We start from the raw sequence: 20483 nt of genomic DNA on the forward strand, positions 1-20483 counted from the left end.
CCACGGTGGCCTTAATGGTAGTGTATTTGAAATCCAAGTATCATTTAAATTATAAAAAATGAAACGAACATGAACTTTTTTAATCAAAAGTTCGCCAAAGGCAATGATTAAAAAAAGTTCATGTGAGAGCGAAGCGGTTCCATCCGTTCTCAAATTTAGAATTAAATTATGAACCATAATTATAAATTTTAAACGTATGAAATTAAACAAACTGCTTATTACCGACACTTCAAACACACTGGCACTGGTAGCCAGGCTGGCTTTAGGAATCGTGCTCTTCCCGCATGGGGCCCAAAAACTATTGGGTTGGTTCGGAGGTGGTGGTTTTGAAGGGACCATGGGATTTTTAACCGGCACTATTGGTGTGCCTTATATCATTGGGCTATTGGTCATCATCATCGAATTTTTTGGTTCGCTGTTTGTCTTTTTTGGATTCCTCACCCGGGTAGCATCCTTCGGAATCATAGCAAACTTTATTGGAGTTGTCCTAAGCGTCCATATTCATGCCGGCTTTTTTATGAACTGGTTCGGACAAGCCAACAAGACCGAGGGCCTGGAATATTTTATTCTGCTATTCGGACTGGCCATCATCGTGCTGATTGCCGGCGGAGGCAAAGCCAGTATTGATGGACAATTGCCGATAAATTCCAGGAAAACGCCCTGAACAACGGCAACAATCACAAAGCCGACGGCAATCCATAACCGGTCGGAAAAATTCAGGTTATGCTTCTTCCCATCCGGCATGTACCAGGAAGCTACTTAAAACGGAAGGCATTGCCGAACCTGAACCAGCACAATATCAGATACCCAATTAAAACGCCCTGATACTCTCACGGAGCGTTTTTTTATTGTCTTCGCTGAATCACTTTTTCAGGAATATGACGAAGTTCCGTGGTGCTTTCGTAAAGCCTTGTTACTTTTAACAGGAGAAATTTCTTACGGAAAACAAAATAAAACCAGCACCAGTGAAAGTTAACGAGCAGCATTATCATACCATTTGGGTAAACGAAAACGATGCAACCCAGGTCGAAGTCATAGACCAACGGCGTTTGCCCTTTGTTTTCGAAACGGTACAACTAAAAACCGAAACCGATGCCTTCGATGCCATCCGCAACATGACGGTCCGGGGAGCACCGCTTATCGGAGTGACCGGTGCCTACGGAATATACCTGGCCCTTTTGCACTTCGACAGTAAAATTTCCTTAAAGGAATACCTCAACGAAAAAGCGGCATTCCTGAAAACATCCAGGCCTACGGCCGTCAATCTTGCCATTTTAATTGATGAAATGGTTGACGTCTTGCGTGACTGTACTGTAAAAGAATCGGCCTTAAAGCTGGCACTGGAAAAAGCAACCGAATTAAAAAACCGGGAGATTTCACGGTCAGAGCAAATCGGTGAATATGGAAGCGAGCTCATCGAAGCCATTAGTAAAAAGAAAAACGGTGCGCCCGTCAATATCCTCACTCACTGCAACGCCGGCTGGTTGGCCTGCATCGACTGGGGAACCGCTACCGCTCCTATCTATAAAGCCTTCTTAAAAGGTATTCCGGTTCATGTTTGGGTCGACGAAACCCGGCCGCGCAACCAGGGAGCACGGCTGACTGCGTGGGAACTGGGGCAGGTAGGCGTTCCGCATACCATCATCCCGGACAATACCGGAGGGCACCTGATGCAGCACGGTATGGTCGACATTTGCATTGTGGGCAGCGACCGAACCACTGCCACCGGCGATGTCGCCAATAAAATTGGCACCTACCTGAAAGCCCTGGCGGCGAAAGACAACCAGATACCTTTTTACGTGGCGCTACCTTCCAGTACATTCGATTTCAACCTGAGTGATGGGATACACGAAATTCCCATTGAGCAGAGAGGTGCAGCTGAAGTCAATGAAATGGAAGGCATTTCGCCGGAAGGAGAAGTCCATACCGTTCGCATCATGCCGGAAGGCAGTCCCGTAGCAAACTACGGTTTCGATGTTACGCCGGCCCGACTCGTTACCGGTCTTATCACCGAAAGGGGTATTTGCAAAGCCAACCGCGAAAACATATCTTCTTTATTTCAGAGATAATTACGGATGTTACAAGAAGAAGGCTATATTAAATTCAACTGTCACTGGAACAACCAACCAGCAGATTTCCCCGGGAAGGGAATAAATGAATTGAACTATTGGCGAAGCAAACTTTATCAGCAACAGCTGATTGGTGTTTATCCCGACGGGATTGGCTTTGGCAATATTTCCATCCGGATAAACAAGGACAACCAATTCATCGTTACAGGTTCGGCTACCGGCCAGTTGGCAGAAACCGGTCCGGAACATTATGCCCGGGTCGATTCATTTCGAATTGATACCAACGAAGTCTGGTGTACCGGACAGGTCAAGGCTTCCAGTGAATCCTTATCACACGCCATTGTTTACCAAACGTTGCCGGAAATAAATGCGGTTGTTCATGTACACAATTTGAAACAATGGGAGAAATGGCAACATATTCTGCCGACAACAAACGAAAGTACGGCTTACGGAACGCCTGAAATGGCAATGGAAATCTCCCGGCTTCTTGCTGTTCCGGGTAACCTGGGAAAAGGAACTCTTATCATGGGTGGTCACCGGGAAGGAATTCTGGCATATGGAAAATCGCTGGAAGAGGCCTGTGGAATTCTCCTTTCTCTTGAATAACTTTATGAAATAATAATTAGAAAAACGGAAACAAACAGATGAAGTACATTGCCATCATTGGTGGTTCAGGACTTGAAAATCCTGCTATCCTGGAAGACTCGCAACGAATTGATGTGGAAACGCCTTACGGTGAACCCAGTTCCGATTTTCTTACCGGAAAGATAAACGGAGTAAATGTGGTTATCCTCTCGCGACACGGACGTGAACATACCATCCCACCTACCCAGGTAAACAACCAGGCCAATATATGGGCCATCAAGGAACTGGGTTGCACGCACATTTTATCAACTACAGCATGTGGAAGTTTGAAGGAAGAAATTAAAAGAGGCGAGTTCGTTGTACCCGACCAGTTTATCGACTTTACCCGAAGACGTCCGGTCACGTTTTTCGACAAGTTCAAACCGGGCAAAATGAAACATACCCCCATGGCTGATCCTTTTGACGAAAGTTTACGGGCCCGCATATTGCAAAGCGCCGGAAAGCTGGATATCAAAACACATAACGGCGGAACGGTAATAACCATCGAGGGGCCACGTTTTTCGACACGCGCCGAATCCAAAATGTTTCAGATATGGGGGGCCGACATTATCAATATGTCAATAGCGCCCGAAGTCATTCTGGCAAATGAATTAGGGATCCCATATGCTACCATAGCCATGGCCACCGATTACGACAGTTGGAAAACAAATGAAGCACCCGTATCGTGGGAAGAGATTATGAAGGTTTTCAATCAGAACGTACAGAATGTCACAAGCCTTTTAACGAAAGCCATCGCATTAATCTAAAAACAAACAAAATGCTTGTGAAATACGGGACAAATCCGTAAAATTGCATTCCAAAATTCCAAGCGGATTTCGGGCCCATAGCTCAGTTGGTTAGAGCGGATGACTCATAATCATTAGGTCGCTGGTTCAAGCCCAGCTGGGCCCACCACCAAAGGGAAGCAGGCATCTGTTTCCCTTTTATTTGCAGAAACTGACACATTTCGTTGTTTTTAATACTCCTCAACCGCAGCAAATTTGCCATTGAATGCTGAATTTCGTATCTTCTTAAGATTCAACAGGAGGATAAGTTATGATTTACAAACAAATTGACATTCGTTACGAGGCCATTCTGGATGGATACCGGAAAATTATCAAAAATGCCACTGAAGTCACCTGCATCCGTAACCGACTTGCTCCATTCGGTTACAATGACTCGCACCTCCAAAAAGCATTAGTCTTATGTGAAGAGGTGGATGAGCTATTGAAACAACAAAGGAGCGAATCAGAGGAAAAAGATAAGGCCATCCGGACCTATCTGGAATTGAAAGAAATTGCCGACCTCCATTTCCGGCGGGTTCGCAAAATCGCACAATACGTTTTCCGTCGGGACCTGGCCAACTGGCAGGCACTGCGCCTGGGACTAATGATCCCGGAACGAATTGACCGATGGCAAAATTTTGTGACACTATTCTACGAGGCCCTGCTCGAACATCCGATGTGGCAAAAACCGCTCGAACCATTTGGTTACACACACGAAGTAATTAACCAGCTTTATCAACAACTAAACGAACTGAAAAACCTTCAGGCAGCCATGCTGACCGAAGATGGGGTTTTCCCCAAATCGTTACTGCGGTTAAATGCCAAGCTCGAGAAATTGAAAAACTGGTGCAATGATTTATCTGAATTGCTTCCGTTAATCCGCGAAGAAGATGAAAACCACTACGTCGAAAACATTATTCAGTTTGAAGAGGCCTAATGCTGATTTAACAAAAAAAGAAAAGCGTTGAAAAAGGTATAACAGCCGTTTCAACGCTTTCTTTTTTAATACCGGGTATATCTATCAATCTCTTTCCAGGTAATCCGGCTGTACACCCACCTGAAATCGACATACCAAATCAATGTTATATACAAGGGAATAAGCAGTAAGCTGGCGTGAAACGGCATACTTAACAACCCCCAATGCAGCATTGCAATAAACACCACGATAAGCATAGAAAGCATCACCCGTAGTCCATTGGAACCACCCTGGACAGCCGATTTTTCCAATGTAAACGGAAATCGTGGGGTCTGGTAATAAAACAAAACAATGGACATCAAATAATTGGCCAATAGCGCAATAACGATGTCGCTAATTTTGGAAAACCCCCAAAAGAAGAGAACCACAGCAGCCAGGATAATGTAAACGGGTATCAGGAAACGGACAAATCCCGCCTTAATAATCCCTTTAAACAACTCAGCAGGCGAATCCGTCGGGCTGGAACGAAATATCCAACCACTCATTTTCTGTTCTCCTACCAATACAGCATTAGCTAATGTGGACGAGATGAGAATCGGGAAATATAACAACGCGATGTACAGCTTACCGGAAACCACATTATTTATGCTTTTCCCTTGAAACATCAACGGCAAAAGCACGAGAATATAGCCGATAGAGGGTAGCAACATCAATTTAAATTGCCTTTCCCGTCCAATCATTTTCCACATCACCGTAAATGAGGCCCGCTCTTCCGCTTTACGCGTGAAAACTTTAGCTGCAGTACGGCTCCATTTTCCATGGGTTTGTCTGGTTTTTCGAACTACGGCACTCTTATCTCCCTGCTCCATATCAGCCAGCTTTTGATTAAAAAGTGGCGTCAGGTATTTACTGGTGATAATAGCTGCAGCTAATGGCATACCAATGGCCAAAACCAGAAAAATAAGATGATTCAAGTCCCAATTGAATGTTGCAACGGCATCGATTGTTCCGGCAAACCACGATTGTGGCAACAGAAAGGCGTACCAGTGAATCGGTAAAAACACATTGAAAATATCGGTATTGTCGATGAGCCGGATGCCGTACTGGTAAAATGCCATGAAAAAAACCGCGATGGCGACCTGAAAATACATCATCAGGCTTTTAAGTTTCTCGCCAGATGCCAGCTGCATAATTCCCAGGTACATAATGTTCGTCAGAAATAAAGTAAAGGCAGCATTCAGCGCCAGCGAAAGGATATAGGCCAACAGCGTGACAATACCAAACCGGAACGCTCCTATGATCATGGGGACAAGGGAGAAACTAAAACCCAGCAGAAAAAGATAAACAAAAATGTGCGCATTTCGGGCCAGGTTTACGGTTTGCCCGTTTACCGGAAGAGAATGGATCAGGCTGTTATCGGAAGTGGCAAACAGAATGGCATAAAACTCAGATATAATCAACATGGCCGTAAAAATCATTACCATCGAGTGGATGGCAAAATAAAATACAAATGCCGATTGAATCACATGAAGTATACTGGTAAGAATCGCCCCGAACAAAGCAAACATTCCGCTTTGCATCATCAGCATGTTTCTTGTTTCACCACCTCTGTTCGAAGAGAACGACGTACTGCGACGGTTATCCATCAGCAGCTTGAGTTTTAACACCGTTATGAATTGCCCATAATCAACACCGGTCCATTCAATCAATTTCCGGAAAGGTAAAAAGAGGGAAACGATAAATCTGATCATAACCAACTACTTTTCTACAGAATGAATGAATTCCTCAGCCCTGTCGGAATATCCGGTAGAACCCGTCAGGCGGGTAAACAGTTTCTCAAGCGATTCATCATTTGCCTGGGCTTTCAGCTCATCAAAAGTGCCGTCGGCTATTACATTCCCTTTATCAATCAACACGATGCGATTGGAAATTTTTTCCACCACATCCATTAGGTGTGAGCTGTAGAAAATGGTTTTCCCGTCACGGGCGAGCTGGGTCAGCACTTCTTTTACCATGATAACCGAATTCGCATCGAGGCCCGAAAGCGGCTCATCCAGAAATATAATCCCGGGGTTATGTATCATGCCCGAAATAATCAGCACTTTCTGGCGCATGCCTTTGGAGAAGGTGGAAATGCGCTGGTTGGCATTCTTCTCCATTTCAAAAATACGTAACAGGTTCATCGCTCGGCCGGCTACCTTTCCCGGTTCCATTCCGCGCATTTCACCCAAAAAAGAAAGGAATTCCAGCGGCGTGAGCGAATCATACAGAGAGGCATTTTCCGGAATGTAGCCTATCCGTTTCTTTATCTCCATCGCCTCGGTCCGCAAATCCATTCCCATCATCCGGATATCGCCTTTAAAATCGGTAATTAAACCGCACAATATCTTCACGGTAGTAGATTTACCAGCGCCATTCGGGCCTATGTAACCAATAATATTTCCGCTTTTTATATCCAGATTGATCCCTTTTAGTACCTCAGTTTCTGAACTTCCACTCCAGAAACTTTTGTACAGATCACGGATTTCAATAACATTATGTTGAGACTCCATAAAACAGGTGAGTTTAGATAATTGATTCTAAAGTTAGAATTTTGTCCCGAAATAGTTGCGCCCAAATGAAAAAGTTACCTTCATATACAGCTGTTTCAGTCAGCAGAAAACCTAATCACGAATTTATTTTTACCGAAGAGGTTGACTTTTCCCAATCCCTTTTAACTTTGTAGTAAACCATACGAAAATGAAACGAACATGAACTTTTTTAATCAAAAGTTCGCCAAAGGCAATGATTAAAAAAAGTTCATGTGAGAGCGAAGCGGTTCCATACGTTCTCAAATTTAGAATTAAATTATGGATCATAATTATAAATTTTAAACGGATGAAAAGTAATATACCGGTTATTTTACTAATATGCCTAACTTTGGGGTTGGCATCTTGCAAAAAACAGAATATACCGGAATATTTTGCGCAGGCCAAAGTCGATTTTACGTATGCAGAACCCGATGGTGCAACTGACTCTATTCATCCGGTAACGGTTACTATCAACTGTGAAGCGGTGAATCACCCCGAGTTTAAAGGTTCACTCGCCCCTTACGCGAATGATTCCTACTGGAAATTAACCATGGCTGAAGAGGGAAAGATCAGCCACACCTATAATTTCGCTGTCACCGACGGACTAACGGCCATTTATAATCAATCAGTTGAAGTCACCCGAGGCGATACGGTTATTTTCGCTCTCAGTGGAAAATTCCAGATGAATGTTTCAGCTGACGTAACCAAAGTATACCTGATTAATCAATCGGATACACTGATTGTTCCCTGATAGTTACCGGCCGATGGGATGGATCTTTCCCGGAATCCGGTTTGCATAACAATAAACGCATCCCAACGGACAGGTATCGTACTCACCAATATCTTTTGAAGCAATGCACCCGCAATCAGCACGTTGCGACTTATCCTTAATTTTTAAGTATTGCCCATTTTCCTTTCCGGGAAAAAGCGTTTCCTGCCCTCCAACAAAAGCCATCAACTTTTGATCCTCCGGGAATAGTTGCCGGATTAAATCGTCGTCGATGCATTTGTTCGGCTGAATACCATACTTGCTCAAGTCAATAGCTTCGCAACAAGAGCGCAATTCGAGGTCATACTTCTTCCCGATAACCGCCAACAACTGTGCTGCTCCCCGCATTAATTCAGGTGTAAATTCACGGTAATCTACCTGGGCATTCCGCAGGTTCCTTTCCACTTTCCGGTAAGCCGAAATATCAGCAAAACTGAATACCAGTTTTCGGGTATACCCACTCAGTTGACCAGCCAAAGATTCCACTCGTTGCATCACTTTTTTCAACGAAAGTTCGCCGGTAATCAACAACGGATCGAAACGCCAGATAACTTTCTCCGGTCCAATCATTTTAGACAATTTCCGAAAGGTTTCTATTCGTTTCGCCACCGAAGGGACAAAAGGCTCAATACCTTCCGTTTCATAATCATTCAGTGTAAACTGGAAATAGTAATTCAGATGACGCTCGTCGAGCATTGGAAGAATCGAAAAAAAAGAAGCTGGATTTTTGCTCCAGAAGACGAAAAGTCGCACATGAGCGAAGGAAACATAGCTGACTTGCTGACTGTAGGGATTTTTCCAACTTACATAGCCTTCCTCCAACCACTTTTTGAACCACGCACCGTAATTGGCAGGTATATCGGTGCGGCGACTGGCCGAGATAACAAGCGGGGCGACAGCTTTCTGTTCGCTTCCGTCGGGTAATTGTATGGTTGTCTTCTCCCAGTTCATACAGCCGTGTTTTCAGCGTCATCCAAATATCCTCCGGCCAGCATACGACCGGGGCAACCGGTAAATTAACGAGCCCGGTATTTCAATGAAGGAGGGTTTTCCGTATTAATAATCGCCTGTTTTGAATCTGCAATGGTTATTTCCCGCCAGGGGAATGGAAACGGAAAGAAATTGATAACCGTTCCGGTCTCGCTAATGATATCGAGGGTGAAGTCGCCGGTTTTCCTAAGCGAAGCAGTAGGTGTTTCCTCAGTATCCGCGATCCGCACCCAGGCATTTCGCGAACTGAACCAAACGGGAAAATCAATGTGGGTATCAGGCTGGACCGGATTTTCACCTTTCATACCACTAAAGAAGTTATTTTTTCTTCCTTTCGGGAGGATAAATTCGGTCAATTCTCCGTTGATATCAATGTTCTCCGATAAACCGGAGAGAACTTCATACCGGAATGCCATGATATTGTTCCTATACAACCGCACCAATATCTTCATGCGCCGGTCCGGGACCTCCTTGCTTCGCAAATAGATGGCCATCTCGTTATAGCTGTGCGCATCGGCGGCTTCGCCAGCCTGTTGCTCGCGGAATAAACGACCAATCACCTTTTCAATTTCAGGCTGAGCCAAAAAAGGTTTGTTCTGAATATTCGTTAGCCCAAGTCGTGATGGTTCAAGGATATTTCTTCCCTTATAATTGATACTAAATAATATTCCCTTTTGCGGGAAAGCTTCGAAAAACAACTTAATCTGACCACTTGGAGCATGCACCTCCAGCGCGCTTTCTCCATTAAACCGATAGAAATCTTTCTTGGGTTGGTAACACCCTGGGAGGAGGAGAAGGAATACGAAAATGGCCAAAATGTATGTTGCTTTTTTAAACAGGTTCCCGGATCGTGTCATCTTTCTAAATTTTTAAGTCAGGTTATCATGTAGACAAAGTAAATGCTTTCATGATAATATTCTAACTTTGCCGGAAGAAGTTTTGCCATTAAATATCCCGATATGGGTACCATCAAAAATATCATCTTCGATTTAGGGGGCGTCATCCTGAATATCGCACCGGAACGTACGGTTGAAGCATTTGCATCGCTTGGGCTGGAAATTCCGTTGGGTGAACGTGGCTGGTTCTACCATCACGATATGTTCTACCTGTTGGAGCAGGGGGCTTCGTCGCCTGAAGAGTTTCGGGACAATGTGCGTCGATTACTCAACCGGGACATTCCCGATTCGGCTATTGATCATGCCTGGTGTGCCATGATTCTCGATATTCCGGCTGACCGGATTGAGTACCTAAAAAGCCTAAAAAAGCAATTCCGGATTTTTTTATTGAGCAATACGAATGAAATTCACCGGCAACAATACTTCCGGGATTTTCAATCGGCATATGGTTTTATTTTTTCCGAATTATTCGAGCAAGATTATTACTCACATCAAATGGGAATGAGAAAACCCGATCCAACCATTTTTACCCAGGTTTTGAAAAATCATGATTTAATGCCTGAAGAGACCTTGTTTATTGATGATTCGGAAGTAAATATCAAAGCCGCATCAGTCCTCGGCATACAGGCATTGCATATCGAACCCGGAACACTAATAACAGCGCTCCCGGATTTTCTCAAAGGTTAAAATAAGTTTTTGAGTATTTATTCTACCTGTCTACCTGGAAACAACCGGCTCGTACCAGTCTCCATTTTCCATCATCAGCTTTTTCAACTCATCCACAGCTCTTTCAGATGGCACATGACGTTTCACCAGTTTCTGTCCTTTGTAAAGATTGATATGTCCGGGGCCGGAACCAACATAACCGTAATCTACGTCGCCCATTTCGCCCGGGCCGTTTACCACGCAGCCCATCACACCAATTTTCAGGTGGTTGAGATGGCGGAAATGTTTTTTCACTTCGGATAAGGTCCCCTGAAGTTCGAAAAGGGTCCTACCACATCCCGGGCAGGAAACAAATTCAGTACGCGTTACCCGCATGCGGCTGGCTTGTAACAATCCGAACGAAAGATCTTTCAGCTCGTTGTAACCAATAGGTCCCTGGTTTGATAGCAATATACCGTCGCCGTAGCCGTCAATCAAGAGCCCTCCCAAATCGGTGGAAGCTTTTATCAGAAGATTCTCATAACTATCTTCCCGGTAGGAACGGTGCAGGATGACGGGATTTTTGCAAATATGAGCATCCAGCTCCATGAAGAAGGCACGTAACTCGGCAAAGCTATTCAGGTTATCGCTCTCCATAATGATAACCGCTTTCCGCTCGTTCTTCAGCTTTTCAACGATTTCGGGATTCTCCGCCTTCAATGCATCATATTCCGGTTTGCTGGCGCGAATAAACCGTTCCTGATTGGTATACATATCATTAAAAAGGTAATCATCCAACGAAAGTATCGGGAATGCACGACCAGCTTTATTGAAAATGCGTTTGCCATCGAAATAGTAATCAGGTTCAACCCCGGTATTCAGCGAGCGCACTTCTTCCAGTGTGTAATTATTCAGCGATGCAATAACAACAACCGCCTTTTTACCACCAATGTCGCCCACCGGCCGGCTACTTCTCCGCTCATACTCAAACGGGTTCGTTTGTGAAATCATCGGAGCAGATATCGGAGCATGATTCTCGCGCCCCTTGAAAATATCGACCAGTTTACGGGCAAAGCCTATTTCATTGGCCGGATCTTCCGTCAGCGAAACCCGGACAGTATCGCCAATTCCATCGGCCAGCAACGCCCCCGATCCAACAGCTGATTTAATGCGTCCGTCCTCGCCTTCTCCAGCTTCTGTAACGCCAATGTGGAACGGATAATTCATTCCCTCCAGGCGCATTCGGTAGTTCATCAAACGCACGGTATACACCATCAATCGGGTATTGCTTGCTTTGATGGAAATAACCACATTGTGAAAATCGATCTTTTTGCAAATACGGAGGAATTCCATAACCGATTCGACAATTCCTGCCGGTGTATCGCCATAACGGCTCATAATCCGATCGGAGAGCGACCCATGGTTGGCCCCAATCCTGAGTGCGGTTCCACGCTCAGCACATTCTTTCAAAAAAGGAATAAAGCGCTCTTCAATACCCGCCAGCTCGTCCCGATACTCGTCATCGGTATAATCAACCTTTTGAAATTTAGCTCGCGGATCGTAAAAATTACCAGGATTGATACGAACCTTCCTCACATATTTTATTGCGGTTTTAGCGGCTTGCGGGGAAAAATGAATATCGGCCACAAGTGGCGTCGCGGCATAGCCTCGTTTGTCAAGTCCGGCCCGGATATTTTTAAGATTTTCAGCTTCGCGAAGCCCCTGAACAGCCATACGGACAAAATCAGCACCAGCCTTAATAATCTGGATAATTTGCTCGACCGTGGCATCCGTATCTGTTGTATCTGTATCGGTCATCGACTGTAAACGAACAGGGTACTCTCCTCCAACCTTTACTTCTCCAACCTGTACGATAGCCGTTTTTTGCCGCTCGTACCGAAATAAACTTTTCACAAAATTAAAATTCTTATCCTTCATGGTTATTGTCGCTCCGGGACATTTTACTGTAAAACAGACTCATTGCACAACGTTCCATTGACAACACATAAGTCTGCCTGAAATTCTCGAAAATAGTTGATTCATGGTTCACTGCCACAAAATTAGCAAAGATTTTCAGAGAGATTTGAAAATTGTCATTGCATATTGCTATTTGGGAATAAAGTCATCAAAAACAAACCAGATTTGTATGCTTGAATTCTCATTCCCTTGTAAGATGGAAGGAAAAGCTATTTTTGTACAAAAGCAGAATTATGTCGATACAGGTTGAAAGGATTACGCAGCGATATGGAGAACAGAAAGCCTTGGACGATGTTACATTTTCCATTCGCACCGGTGAGGTGACTGGTTTCCTGGGGCCGAATGGCGCCGGAAAATCAACTATGATGAAGATAATCACGGGTTTGCTTACACCTTCGTCGGGCAACGTAATGGTGAACGACCTGCCCGTTCGGAAACATTCCATCAACATAAACCGCCAGATAGGTTACCTACCCGAAAATAATCCCCTGTACCCTGACATGTACATTCGGGAATATCTTGAATTGGTTTCCGGTATGTACCCGATAAAAAACCGGAGAGAGAGAGTTGACGAGATGATAAACCTCACCGGGCTGGTCCCTGAGTTAGGGAAGAAAATCGGTTCACTGTCAAACGGTTTCCGGCAACGTGTAGGCATTGCGCAGGCGCTAATTCATGATCCGGAGGTTCTCATTCTTGATGAACCAACGTCTGGGCTCGATCCGGCCCAGCTGATTGAAATCCGCCGTTTGATTCAGGAAGTAAGCCGGAACAAAACCGTCATGCTATCCACCCACATCATGCAGGAAGTGGAGGCTATTTGTAACCGGGTTCTCATCATCCACAAAGGGCAAATTGTAGCCGATAAAAACCGTTCTCAGTTTCATACACTCCGAACCGATGCGCCTCAAGTGATCCGGATTGAAACACAGGGAGACGTAACCACTCAGATGCTTTCCTCTGTCGAAGGAGTTGGGCAAGTCGAAAAAACGGGCGATGCCGAATGGTTGTTAACAGCAACCACTGCCGAAGATATCAGGCCGGCCGTATTCCGCTTTGCAGCAAAGCATGGATTTATTTTACTTACGCTGCAGCGCGAAACGACTACACTCGAAAAAGTATTTCTGGAAGTGACCGGCCATTAAACCGAAACAGGCCAATGCCACTAATTCAATTTTTATGCACCTTTTTACGTAATTAAATATTTTCGATGTACATTTGTCCTTCGGATGTGGATAGATTTGATTGATTGCAACCACGGAAAAAAATGCTAAAGCAATGCCTTCCCGTCTATTATCAATCAACCATTGAATGTCCCGTTCCGTATATGTTTCATCAATAGGCGGCTTGAGCCGTCCAAAAAATTATAATTATGGGATTTCTATTTACTTCAGAATCAGTATCGGAAGGACATCCTGATAAGGTAGCCGATCAAATTTCCGATGCATTATTAGATGCCTTACTGGCATATGATCCGGACTCGAAAGTGGCAATTGAGACCCTGGTAACCACCGGGCAGGTAATAATTGCCGGCGAGGTAAAAACCCAGACGTATATTGACGTTCAGAGAGAAGCCCGCGATGTGATTGCCCGCATTGGGTACACCAAGGCCGAATATCAGTTCGACAGCGACTCGTGTGGCATTCTGACAGCCATTCACGAACAATCTGCGGACATCAACCGGGGTGTCGATCGCGAAGATCGCGAGAACCAGGGAGCAGGTGACCAGGGAATGATGTTCGGTTATGCGTGTAAAGAAACAGACGATTACATGCCCCTTGCACTGGAATTGTCGCACCGTCTGTTGCTTGAGCTGGCTGAAATTCGCCGCGAAGGAAAAGAAATGACTTACCTCCGCCCGGATTCCAAATCGCAGGTAACAATTGAATATAATGATAAAAACGAACCGCTACGGGTTCATACCATCGTAGTATCGACACAGCACGACGACTTTGACAATGATGACGAGCGCATGCTATCCAAAATCAAGGATGATGTTCGCAAAATTCTGATTCCTCGCACGGTTGCCAAATTGTCTGCCCGTTTGCAGAAACTATTCGATGATCAATTCATTCTGCACGTTAATCCGACTGGTAAATTTGTAATCGGTGGACCGAATGGTGATACCGGACTGACCGGGCGTAAAATTATTGTCGATACCTATGGAGGTAAAGGTGCACACGGAGGTGGGTCATTCTCGGGTAAAGACCCGTCGAAGGTAGACCGGTCGGCTACTTATGCTGCCCGCCACATTGCCAAAAACCTGGTAGCTGCTAATGTTGCCGATGAAATGTTGGTCCAGTTGGCCTATGCTATTGGCGTAGCACAACCCGTGAACATTTACGTTAATACTTATGGGCGGGCCAATGTCGACCTGTCAGACAGTGAAATTGCAGAAAAAATTAGAGAGATTTTCGACCTTCGCCCATTTGCTATCGAAAAACGGTTAAAACTCCGTAACCCCATTTACGAGGAGACTGCAGCCTACGGACATATGGGGCGTACCCCAAGAACGGTTGTCAAGAATTTTGAATCGCCATATTCCGGTAAGCTGGAACGCGAAGTAGAACTCTTCACCTGGGAAAAACTCGACTATACTGAGAAAATAAAAGAGCATTTCAAGCTCAAATAAATCTCATTTCTTAGATAATTGCCAAAAGATCGCTCATTTAGGGCGATCTTTTTTTGTTCCAGCGAACCTTCCTATCAGCTAGAAAACCAAAACCCAAGTTCACCTTTGTACATGCATTCATTAATCAAATTTTCCTTCTGTAAAACATGCGACACTCACTAAGTTGGGCTTTCCGGATTTAGTGTTTGCTTGAAAAACAAAGGGCAAAAGATAATTTGTACTAACATTAGCTTAGCGATGTTCGTTCAGAAATATTTTTGCAACCCTGGCCACACTTTCCTCAACAGTACTGTATTGAAAAGGCATTATCCGGGTTATCTGAGCCCCGTCATAATGGCTCATCCGGTTTGAACCATTGACACTATCGTGGGTAATAGCCGGACTGGAAGAACTAAACCACGATACAATAAGGGCGAGTCGCCACGCAATTGCCAGGAGCCAATCACCGGCAGGAATAGTCGGTCTCCTTTTACCCAGATTATCAGCAACCAGATTAAAAAATTCGCGGAACCCCACATTCCGGGCCACCAATACATATCGTTGATTCTTGACAACTTCCCATTGCGATTGATCCATCATCGACACGATGGCCGCACTCACATCAAGGACATCAACAAAGCCGGTTCCTCCCCTTGTATAAAACTTAAAGCCATTCCATATGGTTTTAAAAAACTGAGGACTACCAGAATCCCAATTTCCTGGCCCGATAATCACTCCCGGATTCACAATCAGTACCTCCATTCCTTCGTTCATACCCCGCCAAACCTCCATCTCAGAAAGGAATTTACTCTTGCCATAAGCGGTACGTTTTCGGCTGTTATTCCAAACATGCTCCTCTGAGGAAGGAACGCCTTCAGGCGGATTTCCCAGCGCCGAGGTAGAACTCACATGACAGAACCGGTTGATTCCTGATTCCCTGGCTAAATCAACCAAATTGGCGGTTCCCTCCACGTTATTATGCAGCATGGCATAACGATCTCTTCGATTGAAGGAAACCATCGCAGCAGCATGAATAATGAAATCAATGCCTTCAAGATGCTCCCTGATTGAATCCCGATCGAGCAAGTCGCCCTCTACCCATTCGATTTTTGCCAGAAGTTGTTTCGCTTCTTCTTCAGAACTATAATAAGAAAATATTTTTTTTGTCTGGTCCAGGTTGCTGTTTTCGCGTTTCAATGCTCTTACCTGGTAGCCCGATTTTGTCAGGCGATGGAGCAAATGAGCCCCCAGCATCCCGGTCCCGCCGGTTACATATATCATTAACGAATTCTTTTTATTTAAAGAGAACAAACCATAAAGATTGTATGTGATTTTGAGAAAACCAATCAATGCCCCTATGGGTTCAAAAATTAATTGTTCTTTTTCCGAGTTTATCAGACAACTCCTTCTCTACCTGTTTCAGATTCTGAATATTGCGTTGCAAATCGGCAATTCGTTCAAAATTATCACTTTTAGCAGCATCCTTCATCTCCTCAATTGCCTGATTAGTTAAAAAACGAACCATCCGGAGCTTATACTCCTGCAATACCCTGGGCACCAAAACATACAATATATCATGCTCCTCTTCGACGTAACTTCCCTGCTTTTTCCAAAACTGGCTTTCAGTATATTTTTCCGAAAGGATATTTGAACAAACCTGGCTGACAGACGAATCGGGATGTTGAACAAAGTAACGTAACGGGTCAAATCCCTCTTCACCAAAGTGTTCATCGCACTCCTCGAAGACTTTCCGGTTAACCGGATCAACCGATTCGATACCATCGGCTTGTAGTTCCGACAGAAAATAATCGGCCACGGTAATTTCTTCGCTTTCGCCTTCATCGTTCTCCACCTCGTAGAGTATCTGATCGCCGTACTTCAGCATCATGCGCAACACTTCGCGCTCTTCGATGGCACACGGATTATTGACAGGACCGGCCTCCTTCTTCACTTCAACAACCGGAGTTTCCGGAATATTTTCGCGCCGAACCTGGTCTCGCTGTTCCCGTCGGAACATCTCATCATCGCGCTTGCGCTTCAGCTTCCTCAACTCCTCGTAAAGCACCTCCTCACGCACATTCATCAAACGGCTACACTCTTTCAGGTACTCCGCCCTGACAATTCCGTCCGGGATAACCGAAACTGAACGTACAATATCGGTCGTTACACGGGCCCGTGTAACCGGATCGTTTTCGGTCCCCACTAACAGCAATTGCGTTTTGAATTTGATAAAATCCGTTTCGTTTTCAGTGATATATTGCTGCAATTCAGAAGAGCCCATCGAACGCGAAAAGGAATCCGGGTCTTCGCCTTCCGGCAGCGGAAGTACTTTCACATTCAGGCCTTCTTCCAGCACCAAATCGATTCCCCGCAGAGATGCTTTGATACCGGCCTGGTCTCCATCATAAATAATGGTAATGTTATTGGTAAACCGGCGAATCAACCTGATTTGATCTATCGTGAGTGAAGTGCCTGATGAAGCCACTACATTCTCAATTCCCGACTGATGCATCGCAATCACATCGGTATATCCTTCGACCAGGTAACTCTTATCATTTTGTATGATGCTGCGTTTCGCCTGGTAAATTCCATACAACACCCGGCTTTTGTGGTAAATATCCGATTCCGGCGAGTTCAGGTACTTGGCAATTTTCTTGTCCTGCGAAAGTGTTCGCCCACCAAAGGCAATCACCCGGCCAGATACGCCATGAATGGGAAACATCACGCGCCCGCTAAACCGATCCCGAATCCAGTCTTCCCGTTTAATTGTCAGGCCCGTTTTTTCCAGGTACTTCATCTCATACCCGGACTTTAGCGCTTCCTGTGTAAAATTATCGTTCCCGGCCGGGCAATACCCCAGTTCAAATTTTCGAACCATATCGTCACGCAATCCGCGTTCGCGGAAATAACCCAACGCAGCTATCCGGCCTTCGTTGCTGTCCCAAAGCTGGCTTGTAAAATATTTTTGGGCAAAGGAGGTAACAATCATCTGGCTCTCCCGATCATTCCGCGCCTGAATGTCTTCGGGCGTTTCCACCCGTTCATTCACCTCAATGTTGTACTTTTTTGCCAACCACTTCAGGGCCTCCACGTAGGAAAGATGCTCGTGCTCCATCACAAAGTTGACCACACTTCCGCCTTTTCCACAGCCAAAGCACTTATATATTCCTTTGGAAGGAGAAACATTAAACGAGGGAGTTTTCTCGTTATGGAAAGGGCACAAGCCAATAAAATTGGTCCCGCGCCGCTTAAGCGTCACAAAATCTCCCACGACATCAACAATTTCTGAACTGTCCAAAATGCGTTGTATGGTACCCTGATCAATCATGGGGCAAAAGTAATGAAAATTGATGGTTTGAACCCGTATCGGGTTGATTTGAAAATTATTCTATACAATTGTTAATTAACACATAATTGAAAAAATCTTTACCAAAGGTTGATATCAATCTGAAATTTTTAGGTTACTTTTGATTTATAGATTAGAAATAAGTTCAGTGAGTTAATAGAAAAATACCTTGCTTTGCTTGTCTCTCTTCTACCACGTTCATCACCCTTTTATTTATTTAATAATTTTTATTTATCATGAACATTTTTGTAGCAAAGCTTAGCTCCGAGACTACAAGCGAAGACCTTGAGAATCTTTTTGCACATTATGGCGAAGTTGCTTACGCCAAAGTTATCTTTGACCGGGAGACCGGGAACTCCAAAAGATATGGATTTGTTGAAATGCCTAACGACCCGGAGGCTTATGAAGCAATCAGTGAATTGAACGATTCAGAGCTTCAGGGTAGCACTATTATCGTTAAGAAATCAGCTCCCCGTGAAGGCGGACGTGAAGAGCGCCGTGATTTTCGTCGTGACGGAGGCAACCGTGGTGGCGGTAGTGGATATCGTCGTGAAGGAGGTAACCGACGCGAGGGTGGAAACAGAGATTTTAATCGGGATGGTGGAAACAGAGATTTCAACCGTCGCTCCGACAGAAGGTACTAAAAAAGGAAGCGGGCAATGCCCGCTTTTTTTATGGCTTTTCCCTAAACCTGACAATGCCGTCCCCGTCCACTTGTCGCTAAAATCTTCCTCTCCCACCAAAACCACTTTGTTCCTTTATCCGGTTCTGCCAATAGCAAGCGGAGGATCTTCTCCAGCCGATTTTCATATACCGCAATCCCTTTCTCTTCCAGGTAGTGAACCAATCCATCATTTGTCATCTGTATCCTGAAGAAACATTTATCCCTTATCTTTCGTTTCTTCTGTAAACACTTTCCCGGTTAACCGGAAAAGACTAAAAAATATAATGAGAAAGAAACTGGTGGTCGCCATTACCGGAGCAAGCGGCTCGATTTACGCAGCAACATTGCTGAAAAAACTGGAAAGCATCAAGGATCAAATTGAATCCTGCGGTGTTGTTATGTCCACGAACGCCCGCGATATCTGGTCGTATGAGCTGGGCAGTGAACCACCCGTTCTGGAATATCCCTTTCTGAAATATCAGAAAAATAACTTTTACGCACCCTTTGCCTCTGGTTCAGCGGGCTATGATGCCATGCTCATTGTACCGTGTTCGATGGGAACCCTGGGAAGAATCGCTGCGGGGGTTTCTGATGACCTGGTCACACGAGCTGCCGATGTGATGTTGAAAGAACGAAAAAAACTGATTGTCGTTCCCCGTGAGACCCCATACAGCCTTATTCATCTGCAAAATATGACACGACTGACCGAAGCCGGGGCCATTATTTGTCCGGCAAGTCCGTCATTTTACAGCCGCCCCGAGACACTCGAAGAGGCAGCCTCAACAGTGATTAACCGGGTAATCGACTTGGCCGGGCTCAAAGTCGACAGCTACCGCTGGCCGGGTGCCCCTTCTCATTAGGCACACGCTAACGTAGCAATACTCACTCTAACACCCGGAATTTTCAACAATGGTACACAACAGGCCTCGAGGGTAGCGCCGGTAGTTACCACATCGTCAACTACCAGCAAATGCAGATTTTCCAGCTTTTCCGGTTTTATCGCCTGAAAAATACCTTCTACATTTTCCCACCGGTTGTAACGGCTCTTGCGGGTTTGTGATGAAGTGTGCACATTTCGGATCAGCGCATCGGTTATAACCGGAATGTTTATCGCCTCACTGATCCCATTGGCGATATACTCACTTTGATTGTAACCTCTTTTCTTTTGTTTCTTCGGATGCAAAGGAACTGGTATAACAGCGTCCAGCGTCTCAAACATCGGACTGGAAAACAATTCGAGCCCCAGTTCCCGTCCCAGGACTTTGCCAACCCCTGGTTCCCGTCGGTACTTCATCCGGTGAAACATATGTTGCAATCGGCTGCCTTTTTCAAAATAACAAAGCGAAACAGCATATTCCAGCGGAACACGTCCCCAAAAAACCTGCGCTACTTTGTTATCAGCAAATCGGGCAAATCCTGTTCGGGGAAGATCCGCAAGACAGCGAATACATATCCCCTCCTCACCGTGGACAAGTGGTTCGCCACAGCCGGCACATAATCGGGGAAAGAAAAGTGATATGAAATCGTAGACAACAGACATAACTTATCTTCGGTATTCAAGTTACTATTTTTCAACCACAATCGTACATCCAATATTACCCGAACTTAGTGATTGAAACAT

19 protein-coding genes and 1 tRNA gene are annotated in these 20483 nt (G+C 45.0%); 12 read left to right on the forward strand and 8 right to left on the reverse strand.

The window, feature by feature from the left end; translation table 11 throughout:
• The first annotated feature begins 196 nt into the window (after positions 1 to 196).
• From GJU82_RS13000 to GJU82_RS13025, 6 genes are all read left to right on the forward strand, one after another.
• Positions 197 to 664, forward strand: coding sequence for a DoxX family protein (locus GJU82_RS13000; protein ID WP_153632535.1), 468 nt, complete (start codon positions 197 to 199; stop codon positions 662 to 664).
• A gap of 301 nt (positions 665 to 965) precedes the next feature.
• Positions 966 to 2069 (forward strand): S-methyl-5-thioribose-1-phosphate isomerase, encoded by a 1104-nt coding sequence (gene mtnA / locus GJU82_RS13005; RefSeq protein ID WP_153632536.1) that lies wholly within the window; start codon positions 966 to 968, stop codon positions 2067 to 2069.
• 6 nt (positions 2070 to 2075) lie between these two features.
• Positions 2076 to 2675, forward strand: a complete 600-nt coding sequence (locus GJU82_RS13010; protein WP_153632537.1) for a class II aldolase/adducin family protein — start codon at positions 2076 to 2078, stop codon at positions 2673 to 2675.
• A 38-nt stretch (positions 2676 to 2713) separates the two neighbouring features.
• A complete protein-coding gene (gene mtnP / locus GJU82_RS13015) occupies positions 2714 to 3460 on the forward strand; it encodes an S-methyl-5'-thioadenosine phosphorylase (protein ID WP_153632538.1) in 747 nt (248 codons plus the stop codon).
• A 71-nt stretch (positions 3461 to 3531) separates the two neighbouring features.
• A tRNA-Ile gene (locus tag GJU82_RS13020) sits at positions 3532 to 3608 on the forward strand.
• A gap of 141 nt (positions 3609 to 3749) precedes the next feature.
• The gene (locus GJU82_RS13025) at positions 3750 to 4415 is read left to right on the forward strand and encodes a hypothetical protein (RefSeq protein ID WP_153632539.1); all 666 of its coding nucleotides are present in this window, start codon (positions 3750 to 3752) and stop codon (positions 4413 to 4415) included.
• Positions 4416 to 4480: 65 nt separating this feature from the next.
• On the opposite strand, the gene GJU82_RS13030 is transcribed toward GJU82_RS13025, so the two are convergent.
• Entirely contained in the window at positions 4481 to 6145 is a 1665-nt protein-coding gene (locus GJU82_RS13030) for a hypothetical protein (RefSeq protein ID WP_153632540.1), read from the reverse strand.
• Positions 6146 to 6151: 6 nt separating this feature from the next.
• Positions 6152 to 6946, reverse strand: a complete 795-nt coding sequence (locus tag GJU82_RS13035) for an ABC transporter ATP-binding protein (RefSeq protein ID WP_153632541.1) — start codon at positions 6944 to 6946, stop codon at positions 6152 to 6154.
• Positions 6947 to 7271: 325 nt separating this feature from the next.
• Here GJU82_RS13035 and GJU82_RS13040 point away from each other — a divergent pair, with 325 nt between their 5' ends.
• Positions 7272 to 7715 (forward strand): hypothetical protein, encoded by a 444-nt coding sequence (locus GJU82_RS13040; RefSeq protein ID WP_153632542.1) that lies wholly within the window; start codon positions 7272 to 7274, stop codon positions 7713 to 7715.
• A 3-nt stretch (positions 7716 to 7718) separates the two neighbouring features.
• Here GJU82_RS13040 and GJU82_RS13045 read toward each other — a convergent pair whose 3' ends face one another.
• Positions 7719 to 8684, reverse strand: a complete 966-nt coding sequence (locus GJU82_RS13045) for a DUF1848 domain-containing protein (protein WP_153632543.1) — start codon at positions 8682 to 8684, stop codon at positions 7719 to 7721.
• A 65-nt stretch (positions 8685 to 8749) separates the two neighbouring features.
• Positions 8750 to 9580: a glycoside hydrolase family 97 N-terminal domain-containing protein gene (locus GJU82_RS13050; RefSeq protein ID WP_153632544.1), complete on the reverse strand. Its 831-nt coding sequence runs from the start codon at positions 9578 to 9580 to the stop codon at positions 8750 to 8752.
• A 102-nt stretch (positions 9581 to 9682) separates the two neighbouring features.
• Here GJU82_RS13050 and GJU82_RS13055 point away from each other — a divergent pair, with 102 nt between their 5' ends.
• Complete coding sequence (locus GJU82_RS13055; RefSeq protein WP_153632545.1) at positions 9683 to 10306, forward strand: HAD family phosphatase; 624 nt, start codon at positions 9683 to 9685, stop codon at positions 10304 to 10306.
• A gap of 30 nt (positions 10307 to 10336) precedes the next feature.
• Here GJU82_RS13055 and ispG read toward each other — a convergent pair whose 3' ends face one another.
• Complete coding sequence (gene ispG / locus GJU82_RS13060; protein ID WP_228488698.1) at positions 10337 to 12178, reverse strand: (E)-4-hydroxy-3-methylbut-2-enyl-diphosphate synthase; 1842 nt, start codon at positions 12176 to 12178, stop codon at positions 10337 to 10339.
• Positions 12179 to 12474: 296 nt separating this feature from the next.
• On the opposite strand from ispG, the gene gldA reads away from it, so the two are divergent.
• Positions 12475 to 13386, forward strand: coding sequence for a gliding motility-associated ABC transporter ATP-binding subunit GldA (gene gldA, locus GJU82_RS13065; RefSeq protein ID WP_153632547.1), 912 nt, complete (start codon positions 12475 to 12477; stop codon positions 13384 to 13386).
• Positions 13387 to 13613: 227 nt separating this feature from the next.
• Positions 13614 to 14873, forward strand: a complete 1260-nt coding sequence (metK, locus tag GJU82_RS13070; protein ID WP_153632548.1) for a methionine adenosyltransferase — start codon at positions 13614 to 13616, stop codon at positions 14871 to 14873.
• A 231-nt stretch (positions 14874 to 15104) separates the two neighbouring features.
• Here metK and GJU82_RS13075 read toward each other — a convergent pair whose 3' ends face one another.
• Complete coding sequence (locus GJU82_RS13075; protein ID WP_153632549.1) at positions 15105 to 16133, reverse strand: NAD-dependent epimerase/dehydratase family protein; 1029 nt, start codon at positions 16131 to 16133, stop codon at positions 15105 to 15107.
• Positions 16134 to 16215: 82 nt separating this feature from the next.
• A complete protein-coding gene (gene dnaG / locus GJU82_RS13080) occupies positions 16216 to 18180 on the reverse strand; it encodes a DNA primase (RefSeq protein ID WP_153632550.1) in 1965 nt (654 codons plus the stop codon).
• Between the two features lie 254 nt (positions 18181 to 18434).
• On the opposite strand from dnaG, the gene GJU82_RS13085 reads away from it, so the two are divergent.
• Together GJU82_RS13085 and GJU82_RS13090 are read left to right on the forward strand one after the other, a co-directional pair.
• Positions 18435 to 18842 (forward strand): RNA-binding protein, encoded by a 408-nt coding sequence (locus GJU82_RS13085; RefSeq protein WP_153632551.1) that lies wholly within the window; start codon positions 18435 to 18437, stop codon positions 18840 to 18842.
• Positions 18843 to 19146: 304 nt separating this feature from the next.
• Positions 19147 to 19722 (forward strand): UbiX family flavin prenyltransferase, encoded by a 576-nt coding sequence (locus tag GJU82_RS13090; protein ID WP_194831053.1) that lies wholly within the window; start codon positions 19147 to 19149, stop codon positions 19720 to 19722.
• Here the strand turns inward: GJU82_RS13090 and GJU82_RS13095 are convergent.
• Complete coding sequence (locus GJU82_RS13095; protein WP_153632553.1) at positions 19719 to 20402, reverse strand: ComF family protein; 684 nt, start codon at positions 20400 to 20402, stop codon at positions 19719 to 19721. The genes GJU82_RS13090 and GJU82_RS13095 overlap by 4 nt on opposite strands.
• Positions 20403 to 20483: the final 81 nt, after the last annotated feature.

The organism is Prolixibacter sp. SD074 (assembly GCF_009617895.1).
Taxonomy (GTDB): domain Bacteria; phylum Bacteroidota; class Bacteroidia; order Bacteroidales; family Prolixibacteraceae; genus Prolixibacter.